The sequence below is a fragment of the Halorubrum aidingense JCM 13560 genome (genome assembly GCF_000336995.1).
Lineage (GTDB): Archaea > Halobacteriota > Halobacteria > Halobacteriales > Haloferacaceae > Halorubrum > Halorubrum aidingense.
In genome coordinates this window covers 84,271-107,577 of sequence record NZ_AOJI01000026.1, presented here as the reverse complement: position 1 = coordinate 107,577, position 23,307 = coordinate 84,271, and the positions used below count along the sequence as shown (strand labels likewise).

Sequence of the window (23,307 nt, the reverse complement as noted above, 5' to 3'; positions counted from 1 at the left end):
TTCGGTCGTCGTTGCCGGCGGCGGGAGATGTGTCTTGTCCTCCGGACCGAACCGGTCGGCCCCGGCGGCGACTCCTCCCCCCACCGTCGTCGCCGCCCGAATCGGGCTCCTCGCGAGGCGGGAGGCTTACAGCGTTTCGGGACCTCACGTCGACTATGACCACGGTCACGCTCATCGGCACGCGGCTCGCGGACACCGGTCGCGAGTTCGTGTATCAGGGGGAATCGGTCGACTGCGAGGGGTGTCCCTACCGCGGGCAGTGTCTCAACCTCTCCGAGGGGACTCGGTACCGCGTGACCGGGATCCGCGAGAACGCGCAGACGCTCGACTGCGCCGTCCACGACGCCGGCGTCCGGGCGGTCGAGGTCGAGCCCGCGCCCGTCCCCGCTAACGTCCTCTCGAAGCAGGCGTACGCCGGCGGCCGCGTCTCGCTCGCCGGGCCGTGCCCGCACACGGAGTGCCCGAGTCACGGCTACTGCGTCCCCGACGGCGCGGACTTCGACGAGGAGCGCGTGATCGACCAGGTGCTCGGCGAGCCCCCACACGACGAGTGCGCGCTCGACCGGGAGCTGACGCTGGTGGAGTTCAGAGCGGAAGACGGGTAGCCGCGTCGACTCTCGGAACCGCCGTCTACAGTGCAGTGACCGCGTTCAGCGTGATCCGGATCGCGCGCTCGACGTTGTCTTTGGCCTTTTCGGGTAGCTCGTCGTCAGAGTCCGCGCCCTTCTGGGTCCCCGCGACGAGGTTGCCGTCGACGGTGCAGATGGCGCCGGCGCGCAGCCCCTTGCGGCGAGCCAGCGAGAACACCGTCGCCGCCTCCATCTCGATCGCGAGGAGGTTCGCGTCGTTCCAGTCGTCGACGTACTCGTCGCTCTCGTTGTAGAACGCGTCGTCGGAGACGATCGGGCCGACGTGGACGTCTTCGTCGTTGTCCTCGGCGGCGCCGACGAGCTCGGTGAGCGCGTCGTAGTCGGGGACGGCCGGGTACACCTCATCTTCGTACCGCTTGCTCGTCCCCTCCTCTTTGGCCGCGCCGGTCGCGACGACCATGTCGCCGACCTCCATGTCGGCCTGCAAGGCGCCGCAGGTGCCACACCGGAGGAACGTCTCGACGCCGACCCGCGAGAGCTCTTCGACGGCGATGGCGGCCGACGGGCAGCCGATCCCGGTCGAACAGATCGTGAGGTCGGTCCCCTCGTAGCTCGCGTTGACGATCTTGTACTCGCGGTTCTCGGAGACGACCTCGCTGTCGTCACACAGGTCCGCGATCCGGTCGACGCGGCCCGGATCGCCGGGGATGACCGCGATCTCGTGGACGTCGCCTTCCTCTACCAACAGGTGCGGCTGTTTCGCCATGTGCGCGGAGACACCCGCCGCGCGCAAAAACGGACCGGTCGGAAGTCGCGACGGCGGCCGCGATAGCTATTTAATATCGCGATATGGGATTTATACGTGCTGTGCTCGCGACTGGACCGGACGCGCCGTCGCCGACAAGGACGCCGCCGATCGGCCGGTTTATCGCCCGGCGGCGGCAGGACCCGGCCATGACCGATTCTGACGACTCGGGCGGCGCGTCGCTCGCCTCGCTTCTCGGTGCCGTCGTGTCCGCTTTCCTCGTGGTCACGCCGGTGTCGGCGCTGCTGCTCGGGTTCAACTGGACGCAGGCCGTGCTGATCGGCGGGTTTGGGAGCGTCGTCGCCGTCGCGTCGGCGACGGTGACGGCTCGGCGAGCAGGGGACGGCGACGACTGAATCTGGTAATTGAGGCAGCAGCCACTACTGCCCGGACGCGGTTATCGAGACTGAGAGATCGGACGGAGGATTTTATACCTGTCCGACGCCGTATTCCTCGTAATGCGTTTTAGTCGCGACCGTCGGGGCCAATCGGTCGTGATCGGGACGGTGATTCTCTTCGGCTTCTTGATCCTCGCCCTGTCGCTGTATCAGGTTCAGGTCGTTCCACAGGAGAACGCACAGGTGGAGTTCCAGCACTTCGAGGAGGTTCAAAACGACCTCGTCGAGGTCCGTAATGCGGTTTCCTCCGCTGGGCAGTCTGAACGACCCCAGTTCGTCGACGTGAGACTCGGAACGAACTACCAGACCAGACTGTTCGCGATCAATCCACCCGCACCGGCGGGGACACTCCAGACGAGCCGACCGTACAACATCACGATAACCGACGAATCCGGCGAGACCGAGAACGTCTCGACCAGATTCGTCCGATATCGGCCGGGGTACAACGAGCTACAGGTGGGGTCAATCTGGTACGATAACTCCGCTCTATACCTCGACGAACGAGAGTCCGGAAGTCGCGCGGTAATCATCGAGGATCAGAACCTCGTGACGGATAACGACACCCTCCGGATAACCGCCCTCCAGAACGAGTTTCAGGCCTCTGGAACGCGTAGAGTCGCGCTTGAACTGTATCCGGCGGACGACGCGGCCACTCTGTCGCAACTGGACGGCGAGCTCACCGTCTCGATACCGACCAGACTCGGCGCAGACGACGGCTACTGGAACGAGTCGATCGAAAACGGCTCTGTCACGTATCTCGGCGTCGACGACGACGGATACCCCTCTTCGGACGATGTCTCCGCACTCCGGCTACGCGTCGACAGCCCCGACAACATTACCGTGAATTCGGTCGGGGTTCAATCGGAGCCTTCGGAGGGTGCGGTGAGGGACAATATCGGTCCCAGTAGCGGTCGAGAAACAGACGACAGCAATGATCACGACGGCAGCACCAGCGTCTGGACTGATTGTCCCGTTCCGCCCTCACCTCCCGCCGAGGGTGAGGACGGTGTGAGATACGTCTCCAGTAGTCCGGCGAGCAATATTAATGCGGGAGGTGACACGGTCGTTATTGAAGACGGAGTTTCCGTTTCAACCAATATTAATAATCCTGGTGACGTGTTTATTGGTACGGGAGCATCTGTCAGCACTAATATTGGCGCGTCAGGAGTGATTGTTCTTGGCGAGAACGCACAAATAAGTGGGAATGTCAACAGTGGTACTGACTTCTATCTGCTTCCGGGTTCGTCAACATCGTCTAACGTTGGCGTAAGTGGGACGATCTACCTTGATAACAGGGGTCAAATCGGGGGGAATGTCAACAGTGGAACTGTACAGGAATGTACGGTTGCTTAGTATGTGATCCACTGCCCGCGATACGCTTCCGCACTGTTACGAGTTTATGACGACGATCGACGTAACACCCCATCGACAAAGCCAAATGCCCGCCCCATGAACAACCGTCCATGACTGAAGTCGGCATCGACGCCGTCGAGATCTGGACCGGGAAGCTCAAGCTCGACTTGCCGGGCACGTTCGCCCCGCAGAAGGGCGACGACCCGGAGAAGTACACGAAGGGGCTCGGGCTCAACAACTCCTCGTTCCCGGACGTCTACGAGGACATCGTCACGATGGGCGCGAACGCCGCGAAACAGCTGATGGACCGAAAGGGGCTCGCTCCCGAGGACATCGGTCGGATCGACGTCGCCACGGAATCGGCGTTCGACCACTCGAAGCCCGCTTCGACGTACATCGCCGGCTGCCTCGAACAGGTGTACGACGGCGACTTCACCCACGCCAACAAGGGCGAGCGCAAGTTCGCCTGCCTGGCCGGCACGCAGGCCATCGACGACGCGTACAACTGGATCCGGGCGGGACGGAATCGCGACCGCGCGGCGCTCGTCATCTCGACGGACACGGCGCTGTACGCCCGCGGTGACCCCGGCGAGGCGACGCAGGGCGCCGGCGCCGTCGCGATGCTGATCGACGAGGACCCCTCGATCGTCTCGCTCTCGATGGAGCAGGGGTACGGCTCGAAAGACGAGACGGACTTCCTGAAGCCGAACCAGCAGTTCCCCAGCGTGGACGGCAAACGCTCGGTGCAGGTGTACCTCTCCCGGATGCGCGAGGCCCTCGAAGACTACGAGTCCGTCACGGACGACATCGAACTCGACGACTTCGTGTATGCCCCGTTCCACACGCCGTTCCCCGGGATGGTTCGGAAGGCGGCCCTGCTCGCGTACCGGCACGTCATCCGCGACACGACGTACGAAGACGACCTCGCCGGCGAGATCGGGCGCCAGCCCCGCGAGGACGACTACGACGACCGAGAGGCCTACGAGGAGGCGATCCGCGAGTACATGGACGCGCTGAAGACGACCGAGCAGTACCAGACGTGGTACGACACCGTCGTGGAGCCGACGCTCGGACTCTCCCGCGAGGTCGGCAACTGGTACACCAGTTCGGTCCACATCGCCCGTGTGAGCGCGCTCCGCGACGCGCTGACCCGTGACCGGTCGTTCGTCGGTGACACGCTGCTCGTCGCCTCCTACGGCTCCGGCGCCCAGGCGGAGATCCACGCGGAGACGATCCGCGAGGGCTGGCAGGCGGAGATCGAGGGGCTCAACATCGACGACCAGCTCGCGGCCCGCTACGAGCTCACGTGGGACGAGTACGAGGACGTCCACGACGTCCACGAGTACGACATGGAGGTCGAACGCGAAATCGAGGAGTTCACGCAGCCGGAAGCGGAGTTCGTCTTCACCGGCTGGGGCCGGATGAACGAGCGGAAATACGAATACGTCGAGTAGCCGAGCGCAGCCGGACGCCGGTGGACGCGACCGACGTGATTTGACTGCAGTCTCGGCCGATCGGTTCCGCTCCGTGGCCCCGCTTCCCCGTGAAAACCGGTCACACGACGCTTCTCGAATACGATGGGTTTAAACGACGTTAGGCTGAATTTCACCTCAATGGTAACCATCTACGACGTGCCGGCCGACGCCCTCATCGAGGAGGTCGCCGCACGACTCGAGGACCGGATCGAAGAGCCCGCGTGGGTCGAGTTCGCCAAGAGCGGCGCCGGCAAGGAGCTTCCGCCCGAGCAGGAGGACTTCTGGTACGTGCGCTCCGCCAGCCTCCTCCGGAAGGTCGCTCAGAACGAGCCGATCGGCATCGAGCGGCTCGCCACCGAGTACGGCTCGAAGAAGCGCGGCTCGAACCGCTACTCCGTCCGCCCCGGCGAGCACGAGGGCGGCTCCCGCAAGCTCATCCGCGCGTCGCTGCAGGCGCTCGAAGACGACGGACTCGTGACGACCGCCGCCGGCGAGGGTCGCCGACTCTCCGACGACGGCGAGGCCTTCCTCTCGGAAGTCGCCGCTGACGTCCTCGAAGACCTCGACCGGCCGGAACTCGAACGCTACGCGTAGATCGCCGATTCGCTTTTTGTACGTCGCGCTCGCTTCTGAGCCGCGGCGCTCGCAGTGACATTCCGTCCGTTTCTGCCGATAGTCGGTCGTTCAGTGGCTCTGCTCTCGTGGTGGCGATCGGCAACTCTCGCGTCGTGCTCGGTCCCATATACCGTATATCGCGATATGAATTCTCGTAGGCGGCCAATCCGGTACGGTCCGTCGGGGTCGACGTCGCGATCAGATCGGCGGAGCGTCGGCTGTCGGCTGCAGTCGGCGGGAGAAACGGTTGCGGGCGGTGCGTCAGCGGGGCGTTTCGTCTGGGAGGGGCGAGGGATCGCGTCTTCGAACGGCCCCGTGTTCGAGTTACCCCGTGTTCTTCATCCCGGCGGCGATACCGTTGACCGTGAGCCGGAGCGTGCGCTCCTCTTCTTCGGTGCGGTGCGTGCGCCCGAGGAGGCTCGCCTGCAGCAGGTTCAACGGGTCGACGTAGGGGTTCCGACGGTCGAGGCTCTCGGACAGCCACTCGCGACGCAGCAGTTGGTCGCGGCCGCTGATCGAGAGGACGAGTTCGCGACCGCGTTCGTACTCGCCGATCAGCTCGGGGAAGAAACGCTCGCGGAGGTCGTCGTCAGCGAGGTCGGCGTACTCGGCGGCGATCTCGGGATCGGTGCGCGCGAGCGCGAGCCCGGCGTTGTCGAGCGTCGTCCGGAAGAACGGCCACTCCTCGTACATCTCGCGGAGGGTTTCGAGTCCGTCCTCCTCGCCGACCGCGTCGAGGTAGGCGTCGATGCCGGAGGCGAGCGAGTACCACCCGGGGAGGATGAGCCGGGTCTGCGTCCACGAGAACACCCACGGAATCGCTCGAAGGTCCTCGACGGTGCGCTCGCCGGAGCGAGAGGCGGGACGCGAACCGAGGTTCAGGTCCTCGACGACGGAGATGGGCGTCGCCTGTCCGAAGTAGGAGACGAATCCGTCGGTGTTCAACAGGTCGCGGTACGTTTCTCGCGCGACGGGGACCATCGTCTCCATCGCGTCGACCCAGCGGTCCGGGACGACCTCGGTCGGCTCCTCGTTGGCCTCGTGGCGCGCGCGGATCTGCGCGTCGAGCATCTGTTCGAGTTCGCGCTCGGCGATCCGGGGGTTGGCGTACTTCTCGGCGATCGCCTCGCCCTGCTCTGTGAACTTCACCTGCCCGGTGACCGTCTCGTTGGGGAGTGCGAGCAGCGCCTCGTTCATCGGTCCGCCGCCGCGCGAGATGGAGCCGCCGCGGCCGTGGAACAGCCGGAGGGTGACGTCCTCTTTCCGACAGAACTGCGCGATCCGGCGCTGGTTCTCGTAGAGGTCCCAGTTGGCCGCGAGGAACCCGTTCTCCTTGTTCGAGTCCGAGTACCCGAGCATGACCTCTTGGACCGACCCGCGGACGTCCAGCGCGGTCGCGTACGCCTCGTTGTCGAACAGCGTCCCGAGGATGCGCTCGGCGCCGTTGAGCGCCGACTCGGTCTCCAGCAGAGGGACCACGTCGAGCCCGCAGTGGTCCGGAAGCGAGACGGCGCCGACCTGATCGGCCAAGAAGAGCACTTCGAGCACGTGGCTCGGCTCCTCCGTCATCGAGATGCAGTAGGTGTCGATCGCCTGTTGACCGTACTCGTCTTGCCACTCCGCGAACGCTTGGAAGCGTTCGAGGACGCGTTCGGTGGTCTCGGAGACGTCGCCGGGCTCGTCGGCGTCGACGACGGGGTCGTCTTGGAGGATGGCTTGAGTGAGGAACTCGGTCCGCGCCTCCTCGTCCATCTCGCGGTAGTCGACGCCCTCGATCGCGACGGCCTCGGCGACGGCTTCGGTGTGGTTCTCGCGGTGGTCACGGAGGTCGAGCGACGCGAGCGTGAAGCCGAACGTGTCGACCTGTCGGCGGAGCGGTTCGACGAACGACTCGTGGACCGCGTCCTGTCCGTCGGCGATGAGCGAGTCGGCGATCACGTCGAGGTCGGCGAGGAACGCGTCTCCGTCCGGGTACTCGCCGGGTCGCACGTCGTCGACGCGGTCGAGTCGCTCGCGCATCAGGCGGAGCTTCTGTCGGTACGGCTCGTCCGGGTACCGCTCGCGGGCCTCCTCGACGACGGTCGGGAAGCGCTCGGCGTCGGCGGCGAGCGATTCGGCGAGCGCGTCGTCGATAGCGTAGCGCTCGCCGTCCTGGCTCAGCACGGCCGAGAGCCGCTTACACCGGTCGCGGTACTTCTCGATGGCGACCGCGCGCTGGCGTTCGAGGGTCTCGTCCGTGACCTCCGGCGTGACGAAGGGGTTGCCGTCGCGGTCCGACCCGGCCCACGAGCGGAACTCGAACAGCTTCGGGCAGTCGACGTCGTTGTACTCCTTCGAGATCGTCTCTTCGAACTCCTCGTACGCGTCGCCCACGACGTCGAAGAGGGTGTTCTCGAGGTACCAGCCCACGTTGCGCGCCTCGTCTTCCGGCTCCGGAGGGCGCTGGCGCACCTGCCGGGTGCCCCAGAGGCTCGTCACCTCGGCGGTGACGTCTCGCCAGATCGCGTTGCGCTCGCGCTCGGTGAGGTTGCGCTCGTCGAGCTCCTCGAGGTGGTTAGCGATCGACCGAAGTTTCGCTTTCACCGTCGCCCGTCGGGCCTCGGTCGGGTGGGCGGTGAACGTCGGCTCGATGAGGACGTCCGCGAGGAGGTCTTCCAGCGTCTCCGGGTCGACGCCCTGATCGGCGAACTCGGCGATCGTGGCGTCGAACGAGTCGTGGAGGGAGCCGTCGTCGTCGGCGTTCCGGATGGACCTGACGCGCTCGCGCTCCTCGGCGAGGTTGATGAGCTCGAAGTAGGTGGTGAACGCGCGGGCGACGATCCCTTCTCGGGTCGTCGACAGCTCCTCGACCGACTCGTGGAGTCGATCGCGGTTCGACGCGTCGCCACGACGGTAGTGGATCGCCGCGTTGCGCAACTCTTCGACCGTCTCGTACGCCTCCGTCGAGGCTTGTGCAGCGAGGACGTCCCCCACGAGCGCGCCGAGCTCCCGAACGTCCGTCCGCACGTTTCGATTGTGCAACTCCATACCACAGATACAGTCCGCGAGGTCGGTTAAAACCGATGTCCGAACGAAGGTTTGCCTCAGTTGCGAGTGAATATCCTGATCGATCGTGCGTTCTCACGCGGATGGAGGGTTCGCCACCCTTTTTACCGGTCCACCCTGAACGACGCCTATGAGTAAGTCCGACAAGTATCCGGCCGAATCCGGACGGCGGCGCTTCGTTAAGGGCGTCGTCGGCGGCGCGGCCCTCGCGGGCGTGGGTGCGATGGGTTCCGCGACGGTGAACACCCTGACCACCGCGGGCGGCGTCGGCGGTGGCTCGACGATCGCGATGTCGATCGCGCACACCGGCGGGCCGGCACCGCGTGGCCTCCCGCAGATCCCGCTTCGCGTTACCGACGACGGGTACATCGAGGGCATCTGGCCGGAGACCACGACCATCACGCAGGAGGGCCAGGAGATCGAGGTCGCTCAAGAGGAGCTCGGCGGCCGGACCTACGCCGGCGAGTGGTTCCAGTACTGCGGCGTCGAGTCCCAAGAGAACATCGAGCCGAACTTCGAGTCGGATAACCTGTTCCGTGCGGCGACGGGTTCCTACGAGTGGCAAGACGAGACGTACGACGCGGGCGATCGGATCCACATCGACGACTTCGACGACTACACCGAGTGGGGCAACGGTATCGGAACCGACGGCGCCGGGAAACCCGCTTCGGTTCGCTGGCGCTCCGAGGACTCCGACGCCAACCTGAACGCGGTCGTCATCCGGTCCGAGCAGATCGAGCAGGCCGCCGAGAACGACGAGTGGCTCTCGGCGTCGACGGACCAGGGGTTCCTCGCGTACCTCAACGTCTGTACCCACTTCTGTTGTATCCCCGGCTACAAACAGCTCGCAGAGTCCGCCCGGTACGACGCGGCCGACGGAACCTACTGCGTCTGTCACCAGTCCGTGTACGACCCGTTCACCATCGAGGAGTCGCTGTTCATCGCTCGGCCTCGGCCTGACTGATCCCGCCTCAGTCGCGTGCGATCTGGGCGACCCGTCACCACTATCTACTCTCGCTACCGATCGACCGCCGTTCCCGACACCGCGTTTTTATTCCGACCGCTCGTTCGTTCCCGTATGAGCGACGATGACGCGACTCGCGACACCCAGACGGACGACCGCGGCGCGGCCGGCTCCGAGGACGTGTTCGCGGCCGAACTGGCCCGCGCTCGCGACCTCCTCGACGGCGAGGGGATCGAAGCGCTCCACGTCGGGGTCGTCCGCGACGGCGAGATCGACACGACGTTCGCGCAGCGGACCGGCGGCGATCCCGAAAACGAGGGGCTTCGCGCCCTCGCGTTGCTTGCCGCGCACGTCAGAACCGTCGCGAACGAGGCCGGCGTCGACGCCGCCACCGTCGCGGGCGACGCGGCGACGCTCGCGGGTCGCGTCGAGCGTCTCCCCGCCGACACCGACGACCTCCCTGACGAGTAGCGGGACGCGACTCGGCCGGGCGTTTCCGAGCCTCCGCGCTCGTCCCCCTACTCGGTCGGTTCGCTCTTCCTGATCCGCGAGAGCTGGTGGGCCACGCCGGCGAGCGCGACGAGCAGCACCGCGAGATTGAACGCCGCGAGCGCGATCGGTTGGTAGGCGGGGTCGAGCCACGTTCGGATCGCGGTGCCGGTCTGGCTGTAGAAGCTCCAGCCGGCGATCAGCGCGAGCAGGACGAGCGCGGCGAGCCCGACCCGATCAAGGAGTCCGCGGAGGTACGGCGTGGAGAACCGATCGAACCGTGCGGTCGACTGGTCGGACCGGTCGGAATCGGACGGCGCGCGAGAGCCGGTCGCGGTCGATTCGGGCTTCGGATCGGCCTCAGCGGGGTTGTCGGTAGGAGCGTTGGTGGGGTTGTCGGCGGCGGTCTCGGTAGGGGTGTCCGTGGGGTTGTCGGTAGGAGTTTCGGTCATCGGGTTGGGAGCGGGTGTGTCGGTCGTGTCGGCCGTGTCGGCGGCGGTTCCGTCGGCGTAGCCGTCGTCGCGGCGGTCGTCGGTCATCGGCGCCTCCGTGCGAAGAGCGCCGCGCCGAGGAGCGCGACCAGCGCGGCGACCACGCCGAAGCCGGGGGTCTGATCGTCGCTCGCGTCGCGGCTGTCTTCGGCGTCTCGTCCGTCGCCTCCGCTGGCACCGTCGTCTACGCCCCCTTCGGCGGCGTCGTCGCCGGCGAAGTCCTCGACGGCGAACTCGACGTCTTCGACCGTCTCGTCGGCGCTGATCGTCTCCCGCGGGTTCAGGTTGGCGACGCCCTGCGTCTCGTCGATGCGGACGCCGTCGTCGAACAGCGCGGCGTCGATGTAGTAGTTGTACCCCGCGGGCACGTCGACGGTCGTCGTCACCCGCTCGGTCCGACCGGGCCGCACCGAGCCGACGGACTCGCCCGCCTCGGCGGCGATCACGTTGGACTCGGCCTGTCGCACCAACAGGCGGAGGTCGACGCTCTCGGAGGCGTCATCGCCGCGGTTCGTGACGGACGCCGACACGGACAGCGTCGCGCTCTCGTTGTCGGCCTCGACGACGCTGACGGCGACGGTCGGCCAGACCGTCTCCTCGGTGAATCCGACGCGCGAGTCGGCGTACTCGGGCGTGAGCGCCTCGACCCCGCCGACTCTGGTCGTCCGGTCCGCCCGCCGCTCTCCGTCGGCGAACACGACGGTCTCGATCCGGTACCCGCCCTCGCGCTCGACGTTCACGGAGCCGTTCACCGTCCGCTCCCCTTCGTCGTCGACGTCGCCGACGTCGACCGTGGTCTCGTCGACGAGGAGCCCGGAGTCGGCGCCGATCGCGCGGTGGCGCACGGTGACGTTTTCGACGGTCGACCCGTAGTGCGCGAGGTCGACGCCGAGTCGGAGTTCTGCGGTCTCGCCGCGCACCTCGTCGGGCGCGACGACCGTATCGACGATTCGAATATCGCCCGGACGCTCGTCGGTCTCCCGCGGATCGACGAGGGCGTCCGGCGCGGCGACGACGCCGATCGCGCTGACGAGAAGCAGCGCGGCCGCCGCCGCGAGGAGGGCTGATCGCGTGTCCATACGGCGTACGTCAAACGGATAATATAAGTGCTTTGTCCGGTTCGCCCCGTTGCGTCGTCGCCTCCGCTGATCCCGATCGTCCCGTCGCCTCCGCTGATCCCGACCGCCCCGCCCTCCCGCCGATCCTCACAGCACCCGGTACGTCCCGCGCGACTCGGTGAGGTCGCCGCGCCGAGTGAGTTTCGCGAGGAGGTCGCGGGCCGCCTCGGCGGGGACCCCGTGTTCGACCGCCCGGGCGACGACGTTCTCTTCGGTCGGTTCGTCGGCCGCGCGGACGGCGTCACAGACGATCTCCGTCCGGCTTCGCGACCCCGACCCGCCGCCCTCCGCGCGGGCGCCGGCGTCCGCGACGGCGTCGGCGTCGATCCCCGAGGCCTCAAGATACTCGCGGTCGTCGACGCCGGCGTCCTCGGCGGCGCGTTCGAGGTCCGAGACGTGATCGACGTCCGCGAACGCCGCGCTCTCGCCGCGCTTTTTGGCGAGTAGCGCCGCTCGGGCCTCGCGGGCCGCGTTTCGATCCGCCGACTCGTAGAAGCGCTTGAGCTTCGCCGTTCGGTGCGTCTTCCCGCAGCGCGGGCAGGTCGCGCTCTCGCTGGTTCCGGGGTCCGTGAGGAGCCACATGGCCGCACACTGGTTGCAGCCGACGACCGCGTACATACGGCGCGGTTCGTCGGCGTCGGATTTGAACCCTCGGCTGTCCGCGACCTCGTCGCCGGCGCTCAGCTAGTTATACGCAAGCGGATTCACTCTCGATCCTCGATCGCTCGCGCCGCGGCGAGCACCTCGTCGTGGAGGTGCCCGTTCGAGACGACGAGCCCCGTCGAGTCGTGTCGCCAGCGGTCGCCCGCCAGGTCGGTGGCGCGGCCGCCCGCCTGACGCACCATGAACACGCCGGCGACTGAGTCCCACGGGTTCGCTCGCAGGTTCGAGAGCGTTCCTTCCAGCCCCCCGGCGGCGACCGTCGGCAACACGATCTGTGCGGCGCCGAGCCGACGCAGGTCGTTGAACCGCCGCACGACCGCCTCGCAGGCCCGCGCGTACTCGTCGCGCGAGTCGAAGTCCCACCACAGCGTCGGGTCGACGGCGCCGCGCCGGGGATCGTCGACGTCGCTGACGGTCATCGGCTCGCCGTTGCGGTACGCGCCGTCGGCGTCGGCGGTGTAGACGTCGTCGAGCGCGGGTGCGACGGTGGCCGCCGCGACGGGTTCGCCGTCGACGACGGCCGCGACCGCAGTCCCCCACACCCGAATGCCCCGGACGTAGTTGTTGGTGCCGTCGATCGGGTCGATCACCCACGCCGCGCCCTCGTCGGGAACGGTCTTGCGCTCGTCTTCTTCCTCGCCGACGATCGCGTCGTGCGGGAACGCCTCGCGGATCGCCTCGATCACGGTGCGCTGGGCGGCCCGGTCCGCCTCGGTGACCACGTCGTCTTTCCCCTTGCGCTCGACGGCGATGTCGCTCCGGAAGCGCTCGCTCGCGACCGCGGCCCCCGCCCGCGCCGCGCGCTCGGCGACGGCGGCGCGCTCGGCTGTGTCGCTCATACCCGTGCTCCGACCTCCCGACGCCTATACACGTCGATCTGCCGACTCGTCCGAGTCGGTCGATCCGACTCCGTCGAACGCTCGCGCGGTGGGTCGTGCCGCGAGAATTAACTCAATTCCGAATCCGAGTACCTTTAAGTGTATCGGAGTGCGAGTGAGGTGTATGCAACCCGAAGAAGCGGTCCGTCAACTGGAGTACGCCATCGACGCCTCGCTCGACGAGATCGGACAGCGCGCGGCCGCCGGCTACCGGCCGACCTTCGAACGCGTCGCGGCGGACGCCGACGGGGCCGCCGTGTACGACCTCGCCTCCACGCTCTCCGACGAGGTCGCCGACGGCGACTGTCCGACGCCGGCCGAGGCGAACGCGACCGCCGAGCGCGTCCTCGGCGACCGGGCGTACACCGACGGCGGGGCGTAGGCGTCTCTCGGCGATTCTGCGCGATTTTTCGAACACCGAGTGAGGATATTTGCTACCGTACCGATCCGCGTTCTCGTTCGCGTCTGCTTTCCGACGGCAGTACTCTAAAAATAGGTGTGGTTAGACGGCCGTCGCAGAGACGCTCAGGCTCCCCGAGATCTCGTCCGCCGTCGTGCCGTCCAGCGCATTGACGATGAACGAGAGCCCGATCGACTCGCCGGTAGCCAACTGAGCGGTGAGTTGACCGGTTATCGGGCTCGTCGCGAGTCCCTCCCGCGTACCGCTTCCGTTTCGGGAAGACTGTAGCTCGAAGGCGTACTCGGTGTTGCCGTCGGTCTCATCGCTGTTGTCGTCCAGCTCGAAGTCGATCGTGATTTCGAGGTCTTCTGCGGACTGATTCACGACGGCGAGCGCGGATTCGAGGGAGTTCTGCCCGTCGCTCATATCTGACGGGTCGTCGTCTCTGACCACCGAGAACGTGTCGCCCGTGATGTCCTCGACGCCGCCGTCGGAAACGAACGCTCCGAACTGATACACCGAACTGACGTTCACTCCGGGGTCGTCGTCACCGAGCGAGATCGTCAACTCGCCACCGGCGTCCATCCGAACGCCCGCGATCGCCTCGTTGGCGACCAATCCGATCAGCCCGTCGCTGTCGTCGACGACGTCGATCGTCGCCTGCCGGGACACCTCCGCAGCGCCGAACGCGCCGGTTCCGGAAACCGCGGCTCCCGTACCGACCAGCGTTCCCAGCCCGACCACGACATCGCGTCTGTTCATCGGTAGTAATCCTTACTCCGTGTTCAGTCGTCGGCGTTCGTGAACTCGTCGTGACTCCCAGCGCGGACAGTGAGAGTACCACCAAGATCGGTATCGGTGGGGGCCCCGCCCACATCGACGAGAATTGTGACGTAGAACTCTTCTCCCGAAGCGATAGATGATGACCACTCTTGATCGCTGTCAAAAATGATGCTGGCGGCTTTGTCGTTCGGGGCGGCAACGTCGCTGACAAGAAGCCCCTCTTCCTTTTCGGAATCATCGCTTCCACCTGGGTAGTAGGCGACCAAGAAGAGATGCGTATCCTCCGGGAACGGTTCGTCGTTGGCGTTGTAGGCGACCTCAATGTCTTTTGTATCGCCCGTCTGATTCATCACCTTGAACGCGTACTCACCGTTCTCGCCGTAGATCGGCGTCGCCGTGTCAATGGCTTTTTCACCGACTGATGGGCTTGTCGTCGGAGCGCCTGGGACTTGGTTGATGTTGTTATCGTCAAAGCTTCCAAGTCCACCGACTTGGTAGGTGGAATTCGGATTAACACCCGTACCGCCACCGCCATTCTCACCCGTCGAACTGAAGTCGATCATCAGTTCATTCCCGCTGCCACCTTCATTGGTAACGTATTCGGAGGTACCAGCCTTGAGCCCGATGAGGCCGTTGCTGTCGTTGACGACTCCGATATTTGCTTGCCGACCGTCGAGTTCTGCGGCCGTAAACGCTCCAGTACCCACAGCAGCTGCGCTTCCCGAAGCCAATGCACCCAGACCGATCACGAATTTGCGTCGTTCCATGTCGTATCTCACCTGTGTTCACGCACCCCCGCAACCCGGACGTCCGGGCCGGGAGCGCTTGGATATCCCATACAGGGGGAGGTACATTGTTATGAAATTCTCGACATGATCGCGGGATCGTCTCATTGGGTCCGCGAGCGTGTCTCGTTGCGCTGCAGGCCCCCATCGCGGTCTCCATCGGAAGCGCCCGTGAACCGTATAGGATCAGCATAACGGCCTTCAGACCGCTATTGATACGCAGTTGTTTACATCGGCTGAACCGACAGAACCCCATACTCTGATTTAGGGATCGCCTCGCAAACGACGAGAGACTCCATCTATTATCAGCTCGGCTACTGTAACAGATAAACTATCCAACCTATTTATGACACTTCTCCGCACACGCTACAAGCGAAATTCACCGATTCGGGGACGCGGATCCTCGATCGGTGAACCACGGGGGACCACCATCGATGCAATCCACTATCGCCGCAGCCGACGGATCGAACTCGAACACGGGTGAACTGTCCGAAGACGAGATATTCGAGGTGCTCTCGAACCGCCGCCGACGGTTCGTTATCCACGCGCTCAAGCGCACCGCGGAGCCGATCGAGGTGTCCGAGCTGTCCACGCACGTCACCGCGTGGGAGGTCGGCGTCGACCCTGCCGAGGTGACCTACGAGGACCGTCGGAACGTGTACAGCACGCTCCAGCGAACTCACCTCCCGAAACTGGCGGAAAAGAACGTGGTGACGCTCGACGAGGAAGAGAACCTCGTCCGGGCGACGCCGGCGCTGGAGAATCTGGACATCTACGTCGAGGTGTTGGGCAGCAAGGAGATCCCCTGGAGCCTCTATTACCTCGGGCTCGCGGGCGTCGCGGTCTCGCTCCTCCTCGCGGTCGCGACCGGCACGCCGGGGTTCGCCGCGCTCGCCCCGCACGACGTCGGCATCTTCACGATCACCGCCTTCGGCGTGTCGTCGATGGTTCACCACGTCGTCGGCCGCCGCACCCGCCTCGGCAACACGGAGCAGCCGCCGGAGCTCCGCAAACGCGACTGAGCAAACGATCCCGCGAATGAGCACGACCACCCGAACGCCGGTCCGCGCGAGCGCCCTGCGCACCCTGAGCGTCCTGCTCGCGTTCACGGCGGTGGTCGGGCTCGTCCTCGGCACCGCGGGCTTCTCCGCGATGGAGGCGGACCGCGGGCTCGCGGTCAACGTGACCGACGACACGAGCGCGTACCTCGGCTACGAGCCGGTCGTCGCCGAGTCCGCGGCGATCGAGGCGGGGCGGCCCGCGGTCGCCGTGACCTACCGAAATCAGTTCAGCGGCGATCTCACGGCGTTCGACGTCGACGTGTCGACCGACCATCCGGACGTAACGGTCGCGTCCGTCGACGCTCCCGAGACGCTACCGGGGGGAACGGAACGCCCGGTTCGCGTCACGCTCGAGTGTGATCGGGAAGCGCCCGTCGAACTCCGATTCGACGCCGACGGGAGTGGAGGGGGAGTCAGCGTCTCGCTGAACCGAACCCACGAGGTGACGTGCGCGCCGGGAGCGCCCGCCGAGGCGATCGGCAGACTCACCGACGGCAACCTGGATGCGAGCGGTGACGAACCGCTCACCTCCGAGATGGTTTCGAAGACCGACCGCGGCGGCTGACTCGCCTACCGGTCCATCCACCTACAGCTCGACGCGATCCCCGATTGCCGGTGCGCTCGCCGCGTACCCGTCCGCCCGGAGGTCCCCGGCGAACGCCTCGCAGCGGTCGCCGTGGTTCACGAGCACGCGGGCGTCTTCGTAGTCGCTGAGGAACGACTCCAACCCCCCGCGGTCGGCGTGCGCCGAGAAGTCGTAGGAGTCCACGCGGGCGCTCACGGGGCGCACCGTCCCGTTTATCGCCAGCCGACCGTGGTCCTGTAGCTCCCGGCCGGGCGTCCCCTCGACTTGGTACCCGGTCAGCGTCACCGCGTTCGTCGGGCTCCCGCGGATCTCGGGGAGATACGAGTGGACGGGGCCGCCGGCGAGCATCCCCGACGTGGTGACGATCAACTCGTTGTCACGGGCGATCCGCTCGCGCTGGCCGTCTCGTCCGGTCACGAACCGCGCGGCGCCCTTCGCCCGGCGAAGCGCCTCGGGGTCGCGGAGGAACTCGGGATACTGCCGGACCAGTCGGGTCACCTCGACGCCCATCCCGTCGACGTACGGGGTGAGACCGTTGGCCTCGGCGACGAGCATGAGCTCCTGTGTCCGACCGATCGCGAACGCGGGCGCGACGACGGTTCCGCCCTCCCAGATCGTCGTCTTCACGCGCTCGGCCCACCGGTCCTCCACCGCCCGGCGGTCCTCGTGGGTCACGTCCGCGTACGTCGCCTCGCAGATCACGGCGTCCGCGTCCGGCCGGGCCGTCGTGCCGGCCACCAGCCGCTGGTCGTCGGTGTGGAAGTCGCCGGTGTACAGCAGGCGGGTGTCGCCATTGTCGGACTGCGTCCGATCGCCCGTGGGACTCCGTCCCACGCTGTCGTCGATCAGGACGTGCGCCGACCCGGGGATGTGGCCCGCGTTGAACAGCGTCACCTCGTAGTCGGTCCCCCCGGCCGAAACGACGAACGGCTCCCCGTAGCCGTGTCGGTGTTCGACCTCGCCGAGCCGCGCGACGTGCTCGGCCGAAAACGGGCACAGGGGACTGTTCCCGTGCAGTTTGAGGGTGTCGCGCGCCAGCGTCCGCGCGAGGTCGGCGGTCGGCGGCGTCCAGTGGATCGCGGGTCGGCGGTCGCCCTTCAGCAGGGCCGGCACCGCGCCGACGTGATCGAGGTGGCCGTGCGAGACGACGACGGCGTCGGGTTCGGGGTCGCGAACGGGGTACTGCGGCGGGTCCGCGGTCAACAGGCCGTAGTCCAGAAGCAGCGCGTCGTCGACGAGGACCGCGCTCCGACCGACCTCGCGGGCGCCGCCGAGGAACTCGACCTCCATTACCGGAGTGTACCCGGCCGCGGCGTTAGTGTTCGTCGGTCGCGAGCGCGCCGAGGACCGGGGGCGGGTTGAGGACCGGGAGCGGACCGACGAGCCACACCCACGCCGCGAGCATGAGCGCCCCCGGCAACTCCGGCAGGGCGAGCCCCGTCACGGGCCACCAGCCGGCGATGAACGTCGCCCAGACCAGGACGTGGGCCGACGCGAACGCGAGTACCGCGCGCCCGCTTCGCGTGTCGCGGCGGGCGACCCCGTCGATCGCGAACACGGCGGTGACGAGCGCGTAGAACCCGACCGCGGCCGGCCCGTGGAGGGGGCGCGTGAGGTCGACGGCGCCGACGCCCGCCATCGCGACCATCGCCAGTCCGAGGGCGGCGGCACAGAGCGGGGAGGTCACACGAGTCGGCGAGCGGTCCCCACCGCTGCCGGCTCTCTCCGCGGGACGAGGCGTCGCTCCGAGCGCGACGGCGTAGCCGACGCCGACGGCGCCGCCGAGGATCAGCCCCCAGTTGAACGCGACCGCGCTCCGGGGTCGCACACCGAGGTCAGAGAGCGCGTCACCGGTCCACGAGAACGTCGGGTCCAGCAGTATCGCGACGGCGATGCCGCCGAGCGCGAGGAGCGTCGCCGCCGCTCCGAGGGATCGGGTCCGAACCGCGGTCACGCCGCCGACGCTGTCCTCCATACGGCGGCCGTCCCCTCAGTCGAGTCGCTCCGCGGCGTCGCGCGCGACGAGGGGGTCGGCGTTCTCGACGGGGAGCGTCACCACGTCCTCGCTCGCGAGGTCGTACTCCCGCTCGTCGACGCCGAAGATGGCGCCCACGTCGCGGGTGATCCGCACGGTCGCGCGATCGTCGTCGAGCGCCGCGGCCGAGGGGTCAGCATCGTCGGGGGCGTCCGGGTCAGCCCCTCCCTCCTCGGACGGGTCGCTCGGCGCCGCCGCCCCTCCGTCGCCCTCCGTCACGCCCGGCGCGCCGGGCGGTGCGGGCTCCGGCGGGACCGCTGTCGGGCCGTCGTCGGCTTCGGTCGGGTCCTCCGGCGACCCGTCGAGGGCCGCGATCTCGTCGGTGACCGCGTCGTCTGGCTCGTTCGCGTCGTCCGCGTCGGCGATCGCGTCGAAATCGTCACCCGATTTGTCGGCGTCGACCGTCTCGTCCGCGCCACCCATGGCCCCGGCCAACGCGCCGGCCTCGTCCGCGGTCGATCGCGGCTCCGAGTCGGGCGACCGCGGTTCCGAGTCGGGCGACCGCGCCACCGGTTCCTCGTCGGCTGCGGCCGGTTCCGGTGGCGCCGGGCCGTCGGCCTGCTCGGTCGTCCGGGGGTCGACGGGGCCGGGGTCGCCGGCCGGCGACGCCTCCCCGGAGAGCACGTCGAGGACGCGCGATTTGTTCTCGCTGATCCGGTCGACGAGGTCGTCGAACAGCTGCCGCTCTTCGGTCGTCATCCCGTCGGCGTCGACGGGCATGTCGGCCGCCGCGAACGACGCGAGCTTGACGACCTTGCCGACGCGGCGCTCGTAGAGGGCTTCCGCGACCTCCTCTGCGGTCTCGACCTCGTCCGACATCCGCCGGACGTCGTCGTCCGAAAAGGGCTTCGCGACCTGTTCGGCGCGGCGGTCGCGAGCCGCGCGCAGATCGGCGACGTAGGCCGCCACGTCGTCGTAAAACGAGTCCCGCAGGTGCTGGAGGCTGTCCTTGCGGCGTTCCTTCGCCTGGGCCGATCTGAGCTCGTCGAGGTTCATCGTTCGGGGGCTTTCCGCGCCTCGTCGCGGGCCATCAGGAAGACCCCCGCGAACTCGGGCACGGTGTTTCTACCGGGTTCAACTCTGACGCGCTCGCCGTTTAATTCTACCGTCCGATCGGCGTCCGTCTCGATCCGGATCTCCCGACCGACGAACCGATCGGGGACGGCGTCCCGAAGCGGGTCGAAGTCGTCGAGGTCGTCCCGGTCGATCGGCGTGACGACGAGCCCGGACCCGCCGTGGAGCGTCCGTGGTAGGCGGATGAGCCGCCGGGTGTCGGTCGTGACGGGCTCGTCGATCGGCGCGGTGTCGGTCGCGGCCACGCGCGCGGCGAGCGCGGAGACGAGCCGGCGCACGCCCGGCCCGCCGGCCTCGACGTTGCCCTCGCGGACCGCGGTCGGGTTGCGATCGAACGCGCCGAGGATCGTCTTCGCGCGCCCCTCGCCGATCCCGTCGAGCTCCATGAGACGCTCGCGGGCGTCGTCGTCGTCCATATCCCGGAGGTCGTCGGCGTACTCGATCAGGGCCGCGTGGACGCGCGCGCCCCACCCGCCCTCGGTTCGGAGCACGCGCTTCGTCGTGCCGCGGTCGGAGACGGTGCGGATCAGCCCGTCGGTGTCGAGATCGATCGCGCGGACGTAGTCGACGATCTCCCGGCGCGCCTCGCTGTCGAGGTCGCGCACGCTCTCGTCGCGGACGTGGACGTGGTATCCGCGGCCGCCGGAGAAGACCACCGTGCAGTCGTCGAACGAGAAGTCGTCGTCGAGGAAGTCCAGCAGCCGGAGCAGCGCCTGCTTGCACTCGGCGAGCATCTCGGGGTACGTCGTCGTCTCCGGGTCGACGCCGGGGAGGTGGTCGGCGTCGAGGTCGAAGACCAGGTCGGCGTCTCGCCAGCCCTTCTTGGACATCGTCGACGCGCCGGGATCGTCGTAGCGCGCGGCCGAGAAGTACGCGTGTCGGGGCGCGTTGTCGGCGAAGAACGTGTCCACGTCGCCCAGATCGAACAGCGACTGGTGGCGAACCATCGTCGTCCCGGAGCCGGGCGTCCACGGGATGTGGCCCCACTCGCGGAGGTTCGCGTCCGGCGGAAGCGCCGGCGAGGCGTGGCGGTAGTAGTCGCCGAACCGCCCCTTCAGGTACTTTCGCGTCCGATCGTCCATCGTCTCCACGTGTATCCGCGGTCGACGTATCAACGTATCGTTCGCGAACGCGACCGCCGCGAGAGGAGGCCGTCGGGCGGGCGTCCGCGGGGCCGCGAGGAGCGGCGTCGGCTCCACGGCGGCCACACCGCGGCCACACCGCGGCCACACCGCGGCCACAACACTATCCCGACACCCGCCGTACCCGAACCCATGCGCTCCGAAGCGGAGATCCGCGAGCAGTACGAGTTCCTGTGCGAGCAGTTGGACGACGAGGAGATGACGCATCGCGGCGTCGAAGAGCTGTTCACCCACTACAAGCGCGCGCTCGGTTGGGTGTTAGAGGAGGAACACATGTAGCCGCCTTCGATACATGTGGCTGCACAGACAACAGTAGCGCGCGCTCGTTAAGTTTATCAATGACAACCCTGTACCGACTGGTGACGCTTCGTCTGGAGGGCCGAAGCGTCAGCGGGGACCAACTGGCAGGCCTGACGCGGCTTTTTTCCGCGTCGGGCGTGCCACTTTCCGAGACCGCATCCACGTGACACAACCCGACGAGCGGTATCGCCGTCGACGGCGCGGTCGACGATCCGTTTCGGCGCCGGATCCCGCCAACGTATCTTATATGTGAAACGAAGCGGACGCCCGGCGGAGTCGTCCGGATCGCGACGGATGGTTATCAGACTGACAAAACGGATCGCCGGGGATCGTCCCACGCGCCGGGGCTGACGCCCGGATCATCTCTCTTAGTAACGATATATTTATTTATTTACAATGGGTATGTGTGGACAGTTGCATGTACGACCTCACAGGTTTCCAGCGTGATCTGCTCTACGTGATCGCCGGCTTAGACGAGCCGCACGGGCTGGCCATCAAGGAGGAACTCGAAGACTACTACGAAAAGGAGATCCACCACGGGCGACTGTACCCGAACCTCGACACCCTCGTCGAGAAGGGGCTCGTCGAGAAGGGCCAGCGCGACCGGCGCACGAACTACTACACGCTGACTCGCCGCGGGCGACGCGAGATCGACGCCCGAACCGATTGGGAGTCGCAGTACGTCGACCACTGATCGGTCGACGCGTCTCCGCCGCTTTCGGCCGTTCTCTCTCCGTTTCACCTCACTCGATCGGTCGTCGATCGGCGCTCCGCCGCCCCCGGACCGCCGCCGTTGGACGTTTCTCCAAGTATTCCGCGAGCGCCTTGCCTTTATTCGATCCGGGTGCCACGTGGCGACATGGATCGCGATACGGCCGCGCCCGACGTCACGGATCTCCCGGGCGACCGCGCGCGGGAATGGGTCGAGTACCACCACGAGTCGGCCGCACCGAGCACCTACGTCTACGAGTTCGTCTGGGACCGAAACGCGCCCGCGGAGGGGCCGTTCTGCACCGACGTCGACGGCAACGTCCTCATGGACTTCACGAGTCACGTCGCCGCCGCGCCCCTCGGGTACAACAATCCGCTCATCATGGAGCCGCTCGCGGAGTTCGACCTCGTCGACCCGCTGAAGATCGCCGGCCAGGACTTCTACGTCGCCGGCGGCGAATCGCCGGACGACGGGGTCCCCGGCCCCTCCGGGCTGATGGACCGGCTCACGGATATCACCGACCACTACGACATGGACACCGTCTTCCTCTCGAACTCCGGGGCGGAGGCGGTCGAGAACGCCATCAAGATCGCCTACGACGAATCGGGCGGCGCGAAACACGCCATCACCTTCGACGGGGCCTTCCACGGGCGGACGCTCGGCGCGCTGTCGCTCAACCGCTCGAAGTCCGTGTACCGTCGGGACTTCCCGGAGATCAGCGGCGTCCACGACGTGCCGTTCTGTGACGACCGGCACTGCACCGCCGAGACGTGCTCGTGCGGCTTCTTCGCCGACGGGGTCTCCCAACTCCGCCGCAAGCTCGATCCCGACCGCGGCCACATCGACCCCGACGACGTGGCGTACCTGATCATGGAACCGATTCAAGGCGAGGGCGGCTACCGCTTCCCCTCCGACGCGTTCACCGACGAGATCGCGGCGCTCGTCGACGAGCACGACATCACGCTGATCGCCGACGAGATCCAGTCGGGCGTCGGTCGCACCGGCGAGCTGTGGGGATCGGACCACTACGCGATCGAGCCGGACGTGATCTCCAGCGCGAAGGGGCTCCGCGTCGGGGCGACGGTCTCCCGATCGGACGTGTTCCCCGAGGAGACGAGCCGGATCTCCTCGACGTGGGGGGCTGGAGACATCATCGCGTCCGCGCAGGGTGCGCTCACGCTCGATGCGATCCGCGAGCACGACCTGATGGACAACGCCACCGTTCGGGGCCGCCAGTTCAAAGAGACGATGCGCGACGCCGACCTCCCGGGCGTGACCGACATCCGGGGGAAGGGGCTCCTGCTCGCCGTCGAGTTCGACTCGAAAGAGCGCCGCGACGCGGTCCTCGACCGGGCGTTCTCGCGCGGGCTGCTCACGCTGGCGTGCGGCTACGACGTCCTCCGGATCCTCCCGCCGCTCGACGTCACCGACCGCGAGATCGAACTCGGCTGTGAGCTACTGACCGCGGCGATCGAGGACGCGGCCTGAGCGGGCCGCCGTCTCGCGCCGACCCTTGTCGGCGTTCGCCGTCCGTACCCGCTCACC

25 protein-coding genes are annotated in these 23,307 nt (G+C 67.2%); 13 read left to right on the top strand and 12 right to left on the bottom strand.

What is annotated here, in order from left to right; all coding sequences use genetic code 11:
* Positions 1-155 precede the first annotated feature (155 nt).
* Positions 156-605 carry a UPF0179 family protein gene (locus C461_RS10830; protein ID WP_008001170.1) on the top strand — a complete coding sequence of 150 codons (450 nt, stop codon included), beginning with the start codon at positions 156-158 and terminating at the stop codon, positions 603-605.
* Positions 606-630: 25 nt separating this feature from the next.
* Here C461_RS10830 and C461_RS10825 read toward each other — a convergent pair whose 3' ends face one another.
* On the bottom strand, positions 631-1,356 hold the full coding sequence (locus tag C461_RS10825; RefSeq protein WP_008001169.1) for a nucleoside phosphorylase: 726 nt from the start codon (positions 1,354-1,356) through the stop codon (positions 631-633).
* 188 nt (positions 1,357-1,544) lie between these two features.
* On the opposite strand from C461_RS10825, the gene C461_RS10820 reads away from it, so the two are divergent.
* From C461_RS10820 to C461_RS10805, 4 genes are all read left to right on the top strand, one after another.
* Complete coding sequence (locus C461_RS10820) at positions 1,545-1,751, top strand: hypothetical protein (RefSeq protein WP_008001168.1); 207 nt, start codon at positions 1,545-1,547, stop codon at positions 1,749-1,751.
* Between the two features lie 138 nt (positions 1,752-1,889).
* Complete coding sequence (locus C461_RS10815; RefSeq protein ID WP_008001167.1) at positions 1,890-3,146, top strand: polymer-forming cytoskeletal protein; 1,257 nt, start codon at positions 1,890-1,892, stop codon at positions 3,144-3,146.
* A gap of 110 nt (positions 3,147-3,256) precedes the next feature.
* Positions 3,257-4,600, top strand: coding sequence for a hydroxymethylglutaryl-CoA synthase (gene hmgB, locus C461_RS10810; protein ID WP_008001166.1), 1,344 nt, complete (start codon positions 3,257-3,259; stop codon positions 4,598-4,600).
* Positions 4,601-4,759: 159 nt separating this feature from the next.
* Positions 4,760-5,215, top strand: a complete 456-nt coding sequence (locus tag C461_RS10805) for a 30S ribosomal protein S19e (protein ID WP_008001165.1) — start codon at positions 4,760-4,762, stop codon at positions 5,213-5,215.
* Positions 5,216-5,560: 345 nt separating this feature from the next.
* On the opposite strand, the gene ppc is transcribed toward C461_RS10805, so the two are convergent.
* The gene (gene ppc, locus C461_RS10800) at positions 5,561-8,263 is read right to left on the bottom strand and encodes a phosphoenolpyruvate carboxylase (protein WP_008001163.1); all 2,703 of its coding nucleotides are present in this window, start codon (positions 8,261-8,263) and stop codon (positions 5,561-5,563) included.
* Positions 8,264-8,411: 148 nt separating this feature from the next.
* On the opposite strand from ppc, the gene C461_RS10795 reads away from it, so the two are divergent.
* Together C461_RS10795 and C461_RS10790 are read left to right on the top strand one after the other, a co-directional pair.
* Entirely contained in the window at positions 8,412-9,245 is an 834-nt protein-coding gene (locus C461_RS10795) for a hypothetical protein (RefSeq protein ID WP_008001161.1), read from the top strand.
* Positions 9,246-9,359: 114 nt separating this feature from the next.
* Positions 9,360-9,716, top strand: a complete 357-nt coding sequence (locus C461_RS10790; protein WP_008001160.1) for a hypothetical protein — start codon at positions 9,360-9,362, stop codon at positions 9,714-9,716.
* A 47-nt stretch (positions 9,717-9,763) separates the two neighbouring features.
* Here C461_RS10790 and C461_RS10785 read toward each other — a convergent pair whose 3' ends face one another.
* The 4 genes from C461_RS10785 to C461_RS10770 all read right to left on the bottom strand — a co-directional run bounded on the left by C461_RS10785 (position 9,764) and on the right by C461_RS10770 (position 12,845).
* The gene (locus C461_RS10785) at positions 9,764-10,273 is read right to left on the bottom strand and encodes a hypothetical protein (protein WP_008001159.1); all 510 of its coding nucleotides are present in this window, start codon (positions 10,271-10,273) and stop codon (positions 9,764-9,766) included.
* Positions 10,270-11,304, bottom strand: a complete 1,035-nt coding sequence (locus tag C461_RS10780) for a DUF7490 domain-containing protein (RefSeq protein ID WP_008001158.1) — start codon at positions 11,302-11,304, stop codon at positions 10,270-10,272. The genes C461_RS10785 and C461_RS10780 overlap by 4 nt, the downstream gene beginning before the upstream one ends.
* Before the next feature lie 126 nt (positions 11,305-11,430).
* Positions 11,431-11,961 (bottom strand): DUF5817 domain-containing protein, encoded by a 531-nt coding sequence (locus C461_RS10775; RefSeq protein ID WP_008001157.1) that lies wholly within the window; start codon positions 11,959-11,961, stop codon positions 11,431-11,433.
* A gap of 86 nt (positions 11,962-12,047) precedes the next feature.
* Positions 12,048-12,845 (bottom strand): inositol monophosphatase family protein, encoded by a 798-nt coding sequence (locus tag C461_RS10770; RefSeq protein ID WP_008001156.1) that lies wholly within the window; start codon positions 12,843-12,845, stop codon positions 12,048-12,050.
* A gap of 163 nt (positions 12,846-13,008) precedes the next feature.
* On the opposite strand from C461_RS10770, the gene C461_RS10765 reads away from it, so the two are divergent.
* A complete protein-coding gene (locus C461_RS10765) occupies positions 13,009-13,266 on the top strand; it encodes a hypothetical protein (RefSeq protein ID WP_008001154.1) in 258 nt (85 codons plus the stop codon).
* Positions 13,267-13,386: 120 nt separating this feature from the next.
* Here C461_RS10765 and C461_RS10760 read toward each other — a convergent pair whose 3' ends face one another.
* Together C461_RS10760 and C461_RS16100 are read right to left on the bottom strand one after the other, a co-directional pair.
* Positions 13,387-14,046 carry a hypothetical protein gene (locus C461_RS10760; RefSeq protein ID WP_049906547.1) on the bottom strand — a complete coding sequence of 220 codons (660 nt, stop codon included), beginning with the start codon at positions 14,044-14,046 and terminating at the stop codon, positions 13,387-13,389.
* 23 nt (positions 14,047-14,069) lie between these two features.
* Positions 14,070-14,834, bottom strand: coding sequence for a hypothetical protein (locus C461_RS16100; protein ID WP_239639117.1), 765 nt, complete (start codon positions 14,832-14,834; stop codon positions 14,070-14,072).
* A gap of 452 nt (positions 14,835-15,286) precedes the next feature.
* Here C461_RS16100 and C461_RS10750 point away from each other — a divergent pair, with 452 nt between their 5' ends.
* Positions 15,287-15,874 carry a DUF7344 domain-containing protein gene (locus C461_RS10750; protein ID WP_008001148.1) on the top strand — a complete coding sequence of 196 codons (588 nt, stop codon included), beginning with the start codon at positions 15,287-15,289 and terminating at the stop codon, positions 15,872-15,874.
* A gap of 16 nt (positions 15,875-15,890) precedes the next feature.
* The gene (locus tag C461_RS10745; RefSeq protein ID WP_008001146.1) at positions 15,891-16,478 is read left to right on the top strand and encodes a hypothetical protein; all 588 of its coding nucleotides are present in this window, start codon (positions 15,891-15,893) and stop codon (positions 16,476-16,478) included.
* A gap of 21 nt (positions 16,479-16,499) precedes the next feature.
* On the opposite strand, the gene C461_RS10740 is transcribed toward C461_RS10745, so the two are convergent.
* The 4 genes from C461_RS10740 to priS are packed head-to-tail and all read right to left on the bottom strand — an operon-like array spanning position 16,500 to position 20,690.
* A complete protein-coding gene (locus tag C461_RS10740; protein WP_008001145.1) occupies positions 16,500-17,789 on the bottom strand; it encodes an MBL fold metallo-hydrolase in 1,290 nt (429 codons plus the stop codon).
* Positions 17,790-17,814: 25 nt separating this feature from the next.
* Positions 17,815-18,474, bottom strand: a complete 660-nt coding sequence (locus tag C461_RS10735) for a DUF998 domain-containing protein (RefSeq protein ID WP_008001144.1) — start codon at positions 18,472-18,474, stop codon at positions 17,815-17,817.
* Between the two features lie 15 nt (positions 18,475-18,489).
* The gene (locus C461_RS10730; RefSeq protein WP_008001142.1) at positions 18,490-19,530 is read right to left on the bottom strand and encodes a DNA replication complex subunit Gins51; all 1,041 of its coding nucleotides are present in this window, start codon (positions 19,528-19,530) and stop codon (positions 18,490-18,492) included.
* Positions 19,527-20,690 (bottom strand): DNA primase small subunit PriS, encoded by a 1,164-nt coding sequence (gene priS / locus C461_RS10725; protein WP_049906577.1) that lies wholly within the window; start codon positions 20,688-20,690, stop codon positions 19,527-19,529. Before priS ends, C461_RS10730 begins: the two co-directional genes overlap by 4 nt.
* A 192-nt stretch (positions 20,691-20,882) precedes the next feature.
* Between priS and C461_RS15850 the strand changes: the two genes are divergently transcribed.
* The 3 genes from C461_RS15850 to C461_RS10715 all read left to right on the top strand — a co-directional run bounded on the left by C461_RS15850 (position 20,883) and on the right by C461_RS10715 (position 23,250).
* Positions 20,883-21,029, top strand: a complete 147-nt coding sequence (locus tag C461_RS15850; RefSeq protein ID WP_008001140.1) for a hypothetical protein — start codon at positions 20,883-20,885, stop codon at positions 21,027-21,029.
* A gap of 439 nt (positions 21,030-21,468) precedes the next feature.
* The gene (locus C461_RS10720) at positions 21,469-21,744 is read left to right on the top strand and encodes a PadR family transcriptional regulator (RefSeq protein WP_008001139.1); all 276 of its coding nucleotides are present in this window, start codon (positions 21,469-21,471) and stop codon (positions 21,742-21,744) included.
* A gap of 165 nt (positions 21,745-21,909) precedes the next feature.
* Positions 21,910-23,250 carry an aminotransferase class III-fold pyridoxal phosphate-dependent enzyme gene (locus C461_RS10715; protein WP_008001138.1) on the top strand — a complete coding sequence of 447 codons (1,341 nt, stop codon included), beginning with the start codon at positions 21,910-21,912 and terminating at the stop codon, positions 23,248-23,250.
* Positions 23,251-23,307 lie beyond the last annotated feature (57 nt).